The following is a 9,142-nucleotide window of genomic DNA, read 5'->3' as shown; positions in this document are numbered from 1 at the left end:
GTTGTGGCTCCAGCGAGTACGGCAATACCAGCCCCAAAGAGGCTGGCAGGTTTTTGTTTGTTATCGTTCTGACACCGCGGTGCGGCTTACTGCATCAGGTCCGCCAGATCGGTGAGATCATCGCGGCTGAGTGCGCCTACAGCCTGTTTCAGCTTGAGGCGGTTTACCAGATAGTCGTAGCGTGCCTGCAGGTAGTCGCGACGCGCCGAGTAGTACAAGCGGTAGGCATCGGCCACGGCCACCACGCTGGCCACGCCAGCCTTGTAGCCTTCCTGACGGGTTTGCAAGGCGCTGTCCTGGGCAATCACAGCCTTGCGCAGGGCTTCCAGCATCGAAGCGCTGGTTTCTACGCTTTGGTAGGCCGCGCGTGCTGCGCGCTCGGTTTTGCGTTCTTCCTGTTCGCGCTCCAGCATGGCTTTTTCCAGCCGCACACCGGCTTCGCGCACCAGCGAGTTGGTCATGCCGCCTTCAAAGGCCGGCATGCTCAGCTTCAAGGCCAGCTCGGTGTTTTGCTGACGTTGGCCGCCACCGTAGAACGAGCCTTTGCTGGCCTGGCCATTGGCCGTGCCAACCAAGGCCAGCGTGGGGTAGTAGCCGCCTTTTTGACGCTGGATTTCCAGGCCGGCAATCTGCTCGGCCAGCTTGCGCGACTGCAGGGCAATATTCTGGCTAACCGCAGCATCTACCCAGGCTTCCGGGTTGGCGGGCTGCGGCATGGCAGGGTCAAAATGTGCCTTGAAGGGTAGCAAAGCCGCCACATCGCTCCCTACGATTTCCTTCAATGCGCTGCGCGCATCCTGCAGGCGGTTGCGGGCTTCGATTTCACGCGCACGCGACAGGCTGTAACGCGATTCGGTGTCGTGCACCTGGGCAATGGTACCCAGGCCGTTTTCCAGACGGGACTTGGCAAGCTCGTACTGCTTCTGGGTAGCTTCGCGCTCGGCGCTGGACAGCTCCACACCATCCAGTGCGGCCAACAGGGCCAGGTAGCTGGAGGCGGTGCGCAGCAGCAGGTCTTGCTCGGCAGCCACCACGTTCAGCTTGGCCTGCTCTACCGCCAGTTCGGCCTGGTCCAGCTTGAAGATAGCCGGCATTTTCAGCACCGGCTGGCTGATAGTCAGCGACCAGCTGGACGATGGGTAAGAAGTACTGCCGGTGGGGAAGGCTTTGTTCGGCGCTTCGGTAATTTTCTGGTGCGCCATCGAGCGGCTCAGGTCAATCACGGCGGTAGGCAGCAAGGCGGCACGCGCCTGCGGCACACCCTCAGCCGAGATCAGGAAGTCGGTTTTGGCGCTCAGGTATTTCGGGTCGTTTTCCAGGGCGCGCTCGAACAGCTGCGGCAGGCCGGACTGCACCAGCGCAGGGTTGGCCGCACGCGGCTGGCCGGCCTGACCAGACAGCACTACCGGCTTGATCAGCATTTTCGGGCGCTGCAGGTCGGCAGCGTCCTGGCGCTGGCGTAGCTCCAGCGATACCGGCTCGCCAGCAAACGCTGCCAGCGCGTTGGCACCCTGGTCACCCGGGATGTGGCCTTTGCCATTGAGCGACACGATCCAGCGGTTGCCCTGCGTTTGCAGGCCGGAAGCCAGCAAGGACTGCGGGCGCTGCAGGTCGAAAATCACCCGGGCCGAGCCCAGGCGGGTTTCTTCCAGGCGCACGCCGCGCAGGGTATCGCTCTGGCTGCTGATGCGGGGCAGCAGCGGCTTGATGTCTTCGGCACGGGCACCCAGCACATCGACCACCAGGCGCGGCGGCTTGTCCAGGGTAAAGGCACTGAAAGTGCGGCCATCCAGATTGTCGGCAAATACCGACAGCGCACCCGCGGATTCGGCTACCTGCATGGCAGACAGCCTGGCGGCTTGCTCGCCGGCAGGCGCATCGGGCACGAACGACACCAGAATCTCGCCCTTGCCGCCGCTGACTACGCCATCGCCGGCCACCACGTCGGCGTCGGCTGCCAGGGTAACCACCAGGCGGCTGCTGCCATTTTCACCATCCAGCGCCGCCATTTTCTTCAGCAGCGGGTTGCGCGTCAGGTCGGTAGCGGCAATCACGCGCTCCAGGCTCTTGCGGCTGATACCGGCCAGCTCGAGCACCACCTGGCGGCCGTCGGAGTCAAACGACATAGCCGCTTCCAGCGTGGCCGAGCCTACCAGGCGCAGGTCGGCGCGCCCTTCGCGGTTCACAACCAGCATCTGCTCCAGCGCGGGTTTGGGGGGCAGCACACGCTTGGCATCCGGCGCAAACACCATCTCCCAGCGCGAACGTTTATCCAGTGTAGAAACCAGTTTTTCGTCCAGTACTTTGACAGGGCGGGTAAATTCGATGCGCAGTGGCGTCAGCCCCTGGCTTGGCAGCAAGGTATCGATACGTTTGATGAAAGGATGGGCCGCCAGCTTGGCCAGCTGGGCATTCAGCGCTGCGGTATCAATATCCTTCAGCAGCAACACGACTTCGGTACTGTCCTGAATTTGCAGGCCGCTATGCAAGGTGCCAGCAGGCACATCCAGCTGCAGGCGCAGTGCCTGGCCTTCGGCTTTGATGCTGACATTGGCCAGACCTGCCGCCATTGCAGGTGTCAGGCCCGACAGCATCAGGGCCAGAGTGAGAATTCTGAGGGGTTTCTTGCAGATATCCAAAGTGTGCCACCCTTGCTATGTATCGATATCCCGGCGACCTGCAACAGGCAAAGTAGCCGGATTTTTTAATTAGCCAATTGTATTGAAATGCACACCGTCCTGCTACATTACTTTAAGCAAAACGCACAAACTGAATCACCTTAATGCTAAAAAATCACAAAACGCGCCACAGCTTGCCAGCTGGCTGAAACAGCCCTCCAGAAAAATACCAATCAGATACCAAAGCAAGCCCACCCGCTGGGCAAAAAAGCAAAAAAAAGCGGACCGAAGTCCGCCAGGAAGCCTTGAATGCCAGGAGTTTTCAAGGAAAAGCCGTACTGCAGCGCAGCACGGGTAAAACGCTTACTTCCAGTCTGCCGGGAATTTGTAGCCGGGATACTTCGGCTCGGCCCAGGCGCGGAATTCTTTCGATTTGTAGGCAGCAATCACGTCCTTGGCCCACGGCTTGTTCAGGTCAGCCGCCTTGATCACGCCCCAGTTTACGTAGGCGTAGCTCTTTTCCTGGAACACGGCTTCGGTCAGCTTGATGCCGGACGAAATGGCGTAGTTGCCGTTGACCACTGCAAAGTCCACGTCAGCGCGCGAGCGCGGCAGCTGGGCAGCTTCCAGCGGCACGATCTTGATCTTCTTCACGTTGACTTCGATATCACGCTCGGAAGCGGTCAGCGGGTTGATGCCTTTTTTCAGCTTTACCCAGCCCAGGTCGTTGAACATCACCAGCGCACGGGCGAAGTTGGACGGGTCGTTCGGCGCGGAGACAGTGCTGCCTTCTTTCACGTCTTTCAGCGACTTCAGTTTGCCCGGGTACACACCCAGCGGCGCGGTAGGCACCTGGAACACTTCTTTCAGGCTCAGCTTGTGCTCTTTGGAGAAGTTGTCCAGGTAAGGCTTGTGCTGGAATACGTTCACGTCCAGCGAGCCTTCCTGCAGGGCCAGGTTCGGGCGCACGTAGTCGGTGAACTCCACCAGTTTCACGGTGTAGCCTTTTTTCTCCAGAATCGGCTTGATAGCCTGCTTTACCTGGTCACCAAAATCGCCCACGGTGGTACCGAACACGATTTCTTTCTTGGCCGGGTCAGCGGCTTGTACGTTGGCCGCAAAGGCCAGACCGAGGGTGGCAACAGCCAGTGTCTTGAGGGCAAAACGACGCATTTTTATGCTCCTTGTGAGAGAGATCTCTTTGTCTTGATCGGGTTTAACGTTTATCGAGCCGGGCCGCCAGGCGGTTACCGGCAAACTGGATCAGCTGCACGATCACCACCAGCAGCAGCACCATGGCGATCATCACTTCGCTCTGGAAGCGGTAGTAGCCGTAGCGGATAGCCAGGTCGCCAATGCCGCCGCCGCCCACCACGCCGGCCACGGCCGAGTAGCTGAGGAAACTGATAGTAAGGATGGTGAGGCTGGAAATCAGGCCGGCACGCGCTTCGTTGATTAGCACCTTGACGATGATCTGCGCCGGGCTGGCACCCATGGCCTCGGCGGCCTCTACCACGCCACGCGGGATCTCGCGCAGGGTCTGCTCTACCAGGCGGGCAAAGTACGGAATGGCGGCAAACGACAGCGGCACGGCCGCAGCGATCGGGCCGATGGTGGAGCCCACCAGCACACGGGTAAGCGGCACCAGCGACACCATCAGGATAATGAAGGGAAAGGAACGCACCAGGTTCACCAGCCAGCCCAGCACCCCATTGACGCTACGGTGGGCAAACAGCTGGCCCGGCTGCGTCAGGTATAGCAGCACACCCAGCGGGCCACCCAGCAGGATGGCTGCCGTCAGGCCGATACCCAGCATCAGGCCGGTTTCCAGGCTGGCCTGCCAGATTTCCGGCGCCAGGTCGGACAAATTGGCCAGCGCCTGGGCAAAAGTCAGCTCTTCCATTTACGCCACCTCCAGCAGGGATTTGGCCAGCGCCGACTGCGCGCTGACCTGCTTGTCTTGCACGGTCAGGATTTCCACCACCTCGCCCGCATCCAGCAGCGCGGCACGGTGGCAAATGGAACGGATCACGTGCATCTCGTGGGTAACAATCACCACGGTGACGCCAAAACGGGCGTTGATGTCCTGCAGGCAATCCAGAATGGACTGGGTGGTTTTCGGGTCCAGCGCCGAGGTCGGCTCATCAGCCAGAATCACGTGCGGGCGCGGCGCCAGGGCGCGGGCAATGCCTACGCGCTGCTTCTGGCCGCCAGACAGCTGCGCCGGGTAGTGCTGGGCACGGTCGGCCAGGCCGACAATATCTAGGCACTCGGCTACGCGGGCGTCGATCTCGGCACGGTTCCAGCCGGCAATTTCCAGCGGGAAGGCAATATTGTCGGCCACGGTGCGGTTGGCCATCAGGTTGAACTGCTGAAACACCATGCCAATATTCTGGCGGGCACGGCGCAGCGCGCTGGCAGACAGGGTTGTAAGCTGCTGGCCGTCCACGGTAACGCTACCGCTATCGGGGCGCTCCAGCAGGTTGATCAGGCGCAGCAAAGTGGACTTGCCGGCACCGGAAAACCCGATCAGACCAAAAATCTCGCCGGCACGGACGTGCAGGCTGGTATCACGCACGGCGTCAAACCAGCCGCCCTCGGGCTTCTGGAAACGCTTGTGTACGTTTTTCAGGTGAATCATGTGAACTCCAAAGCAAAAAAGCCCGCCGGTTTATCGCTGGCGGGCTTTAAGCTGGGGAATTTTCACTACTGAAAATTCTGGTGATAGTGGCTGTCACTACCCCCACGCTTTAGCTGTTTTACGCCCGCAAGCTGTGTCAAATCGGCGTTAAATCAAATATTTGATCGCAATTGAACACCAAATGTTCATTTACGTCAAGCACTGATGGCAGCCATATTAGCCATATAGCTGCCGAGTGTAAATGTCTGTACTTATAGAATTTTCTGCTATTTAAATACTGTATACAGCATATAGCCTAACGCGGCAGGCAACGCACCACCAGCTGCCCCAACTCGCCAAAGCCCAGCGTAGCCGGCTCGTCCGGCTGCAAGTGGATAACGCCCGCGTACGAGCCGGTAATGACTGCCTGCCCCGGCAGAATGCCCTGCCCCTGCTGCTGCAGGTAGCCTGCCAACCACAATAGCGGCGCCAGCGGGTCACCCGCCGGGTGCGCACCATCCAGCAGCTCGTCGCACTCGCCCTGCTGCACGCGCAGCGGCATGGCAGAGGCAGCCAACGCTGCGGCCAACGGCACCGCCGGCCCCAGGTGCAAGCCCTGATTCACCAGGCCATCGGCCAGCGCCTGCAAAAAAGGCGGCTTGGGTTCGGCGTCAAAGCGGCTGTCTATCAGCTCCAGCGCCAGATGCACGCTACTCACCGCCGCCAGGATTTCGTCCCTGCTGTACGCACCAGCCCGCGGTGGCAAGCCTTCGGCAAACACAAACGCCAGCTCCGGCTCCACCCGCACCACGCCATCACGTACCCACGCGTGGCAGGTGTCGCCGTGGCTGATGGTACTGGCGTAGATGGGGGCCAGCACCAGCCGCTCGTCCGACGGCATGCCGCACTTCCAGCCACCCGCACTATTGCCCAGCAAAGCGCTCACGGCCTGCTGGATGGCCAGCGCGTCCTGCAGCGTGGCGGGCGCTTGTGCTGCGGCCAACTGCGGGCCCTGCTGCCCGGCCAGGCGGCGCGAGGCCAGGGTAATGGCGGCTTGCTGGATGGCGGTGGTATCCATTGCGTGTCTTTCATCGGCTAAGGGTGGGGTTTTGTACCGGCACGGCGCCAGCTTTGCAAGCCCTGTTCTGCGCAGATACCCCCGAATGCAAACAGCGCCCCGTAACGGTGCGCTGCAAAATGAAGCCGAAACCCAGGCTGCGCGGCAAGCGCGCCAGATGGCCTACTTGGTCAGGATCAGCTTGTTCTGCTTGGTAATCTGCAGCCGGTATTGCTGGCCGTTATGCTCGATCAGCAATGCCTTGCGCTGGGCAAACAGGCTGTCGCTGCTGATGATATCCAGCAGCTCGGCTGGCAATGCCGGTGCATTCGGCGTGCCGGGTACGGTGGTTTGCGTTGGCGTGTTATTCATTTTCCTGCCTTGGCATACGGGCAAAACGGTGGTGTACCACCATCATTAGCAGGCATGGCAGCGCGCTGCCATGCCTGCCGGTTTCAGGCGGCTTTACCTGGTTTAGAAGGTAAAGTTGGCCGTCAGGTTAGCGGTGCGGGGCGCACCTGGGGTGTAACGGGTACGGTTGTTGTTCAGGCTGGCGATGTACTTCTCGTCCAGCAGGTTGTACACGTTCAGCTGCAGGTCCACGTTCTTGTTCAGCTTGTAGCTGGCCATGGCATCCACAACTACGTAGTCCTCGATACCCGGGATGGCATCGCTAGGGCGGCTCTTGGCGTTTTTGTGTTTACCCATGTAGCGCGCACCACCGCCAATGGTAATGGCATTATTCACCTTGTAGCTGGTCCACAGGGTGGCGCTCAGCTCTGGCGACCAGTCGGAAGGCAGGCCGGTAGAGGCTGCGGTAGCGCCCTGCTTCACTTCGGTTTCCATGTGGGCAACGCCCGCACTCACCTGCCATGCCGGGGTGATCTGGCCCACCAGGCCCAGCTCCACGCCCTGAATCTGGCGCTTGCCGTACTGGGCAAAGGTGTTGGTAGCGGTGTCCAGCTTGGCCAGTTCGTTCTTGTTGGTGGTCTGGTAGATGGCTGCAGTCAGGCCCAGCTTGTTATCCAGCAAGTCCCACTTGGTGCCCAGCTCGATGTTCTGGGTTTCTTGCGGGTCCAGCGCCGGGTTGTTGGTGCTGGTATTGGAGGTATCCAGCTGGAAGTTGTCACCACCTGCCGGCTTCTGCGACGTAGCGTACGACAGGTAGATGCTGCCGTTGGTTGCCGGCTTGAACAGCATGCCCAGCTTGCCGCCCAACAGGTTGCCGGACTTCTTCAGCGAAGTCGGCACTTTGGTACCTACCGGCAGGGTCGGGTTGCTGGAGGCGGTAGAGATGGCAACGTTGTTGGTTTCGGTGTTGTAGTGCTCGAAACGCAGGCCACCACTCAGCTGCCATTGCTCGTTCAGCTTCAGTGTATCAAAGGCGTACAGCGCCAGGGTGTCGGTGCTGCCCTTGTTGCTGGCACCGGTCAGGGTTGGCAGTACGCTAGCCTTGTCGGCGCTGTTCGGGTTGTACAGGTTGGCCGCAGGGGCTGCGACACCGTTGGCATTGCTACGGCCATAGCTGTTCTGCGCTTCGTGCAGCATTTCGATACCCGTCAGCAGTTCGTGCTCGATGCTACCGGTCTTGAAGCGGCTGTTCAGGTTGGTCTGGTTGGCCAGAATGGTGTTGTCTTGCAGGTTGGACTGCGCAATGCGGGATGCGGTCCAGGTAGCCGGGTTATTGATGTTACTCAGGGTATGGCCGCCCAGCGAATGCAGGATGCGATCAACCTTGGAGCGGCCAAAGCGGGTGATGTTGGTCAGCTTGTTACCACTGGCAAAAGTATGTTCCAGCTTGCCGGTAATCATGTCTGAAGTAACGTGTTCGTAGTCCGAATCCAGGCCGTAGTAGTTTTCGCTATTGACCTCGGCAGCGGCACGGTTGCCCAGGCTGCTGTGGTAGTAGCCCGGCAGACCCAGGGTGGAGGTACCGCCGTCCGGGGTGTTGTCCTGCTTTACATGCTGCGCATTCAGGCTGAACACGGTGTTGGTGCCCAGGCCGGTGGCCACGGAAACCGCGATACCGTCGGTTTCTTTCTCTACTTTATTACGGCCAGCCACGCCGCCTTGCTGGCGCAGCAGGTTCACGCGCACGGCGGTGGTATCGTCGATCACCTTGTTGGCGTCCAGCGTAAAGCGCTGGCTGTCGGCCGTGCTGGCGCCTACGCTGCCGGCAATGCTGTCTTCCAGGTTGGCTGTCTTGCTGATCAGGTTCACGTAACCACTGGCCGCACCACGGCCGATGTCGGCACCGGCAGCGCCCTTCACCACTTCTACCTGTTCCAGGTTGAAGGCATCGCGCGATACCGCGCCCAGGTCACGCACGCCATCTACAAATGTGCTGGCTTGCGCGGAAAAACCACGCATATAGAACGTATCACCGGCACTGGTGTTGCCGCCCTCGCCCAGCTGCATGGTAATACCCGGGGTATTACGCAGCGCATCCATCAGCGATACCGCGCCTTGCTGTTGCAGCACTTCCTTGCTGATCACGGTAACGGTCTGCGGGGTGTCCACCAGCGGCTGGGTCAGTTTTACCGACGCCGACTTGGTTTTCTTGATCGCCGGGGTGGTTTGCTCCGGGGCGGTCACCTTGGTGGTAGGCAGCGTGGCTTCGGTTTGTGCCAGCACCAGGGCAGGCATGGTCAGCAGGGCGATGGCAGCAGCTTGACGACCCAGGGTCTTGCCGCTTTTGATGTATGCAGAGTGAGCCAAGTGGTTCTCCAGTGGTAGTTCGTGAGTGATTTTTGGCTGGCTTACTGCATGAAATACCCCAGGCGAGGGCTCACAGCTGGCTGGCTACTGGTTCTATTGATTTGCTAATGATAACAACTATCATTAACC

General features: G+C 60.2%; 7 protein-coding genes. All 7 read right to left on the bottom strand.

Annotation, left to right across the window (positions count from 1 at the left end; translation table 11 throughout):
- Positions 1 to 86 precede the first annotated feature (86 nt).
- The 7 genes from LCH97_RS01750 to LCH97_RS01720 all read right to left on the bottom strand — a co-directional run bounded on the left by LCH97_RS01750 (position 87) and on the right by LCH97_RS01720 (position 9,013).
- Positions 87 to 2,570, bottom strand: a complete 2,484-nt coding sequence (locus LCH97_RS01750; RefSeq protein ID WP_227303088.1) for a TolC family outer membrane protein — start codon at positions 2,568 to 2,570, stop codon at positions 87 to 89.
- 411 nt (positions 2,571 to 2,981) lie between these two features.
- Positions 2,982 to 3,791 (bottom strand): MetQ/NlpA family ABC transporter substrate-binding protein, encoded by an 810-nt coding sequence (locus LCH97_RS01745; protein ID WP_227303087.1) that lies wholly within the window; start codon positions 3,789 to 3,791, stop codon positions 2,982 to 2,984.
- A 43-nt stretch (positions 3,792 to 3,834) separates the two neighbouring features.
- Positions 3,835 to 4,521: a methionine ABC transporter permease gene (locus tag LCH97_RS01740; RefSeq protein WP_227303086.1), complete on the bottom strand. Its 687-nt coding sequence runs from the start codon at positions 4,519 to 4,521 to the stop codon at positions 3,835 to 3,837.
- The gene (locus LCH97_RS01735; RefSeq protein ID WP_227303085.1) at positions 4,522 to 5,259 is read right to left on the bottom strand and encodes a methionine ABC transporter ATP-binding protein; all 738 of its coding nucleotides are present in this window, start codon (positions 5,257 to 5,259) and stop codon (positions 4,522 to 4,524) included.
- A gap of 295 nt (positions 5,260 to 5,554) precedes the next feature.
- On the bottom strand, positions 5,555 to 6,316 hold the full coding sequence (locus LCH97_RS01730; protein WP_227303084.1) for a hypothetical protein: 762 nt from the start codon (positions 6,314 to 6,316) through the stop codon (positions 5,555 to 5,557).
- Positions 6,317 to 6,478: 162 nt separating this feature from the next.
- Positions 6,479 to 6,667: a hemin uptake protein HemP gene (hemP, locus tag LCH97_RS01725; RefSeq protein WP_227303083.1), complete on the bottom strand. Its 189-nt coding sequence runs from the start codon at positions 6,665 to 6,667 to the stop codon at positions 6,479 to 6,481.
- A gap of 102 nt (positions 6,668 to 6,769) precedes the next feature.
- Complete coding sequence (locus LCH97_RS01720) at positions 6,770 to 9,013, bottom strand: catecholate siderophore receptor Fiu (RefSeq protein ID WP_227303082.1); 2,244 nt, start codon at positions 9,011 to 9,013, stop codon at positions 6,770 to 6,772.
- Positions 9,014 to 9,142 lie beyond the last annotated feature (129 nt).

The sequence above is a fragment of the Vogesella sp. XCS3 genome (assembly GCF_020616155.1).
Lineage (GTDB): Bacteria > Pseudomonadota > Gammaproteobacteria > Burkholderiales > Chromobacteriaceae > Vogesella.
This window is presented reverse-complemented; position numbering and strand designations above follow the sequence as displayed.

Bases quoted from the DNA above. Each gene is read 5' to 3' on its own strand.
- LCH97_RS01730 (WP_227303084.1), bottom strand. From the start codon at position 6,316: ATGGATACCACCGCCATCCAGCAAGCCGCCATTACCCTGGCCTCGCGC.
- LCH97_RS01740 (WP_227303086.1), bottom strand. From the start codon at position 4,521: ATGGAAGAGCTGACTTTTGCCCAGGCGCTGGCCAATTTGTCCGACCTG.
- LCH97_RS01750 (WP_227303088.1), bottom strand. From the start codon at position 2,570: ATGGCGGCAGGTCTGGCCAATGTCAGCATCAAAGCCGAAGGCCAGGCA.
- LCH97_RS01735 (WP_227303085.1), bottom strand. From the start codon at position 5,259: ATGATTCACCTGAAAAACGTACACAAGCGTTTCCAGAAGCCCGAGGGC.
- hemP (WP_227303083.1), bottom strand. From the start codon at position 6,667: ATGAATAACACGCCAACGCAAACCACCGTACCCGGCACGCCGAATGCA.
- LCH97_RS01745 (WP_227303087.1), bottom strand. From the start codon at position 3,791: ATGCGTCGTTTTGCCCTCAAGACACTGGCTGTTGCCACCCTCGGTCTG.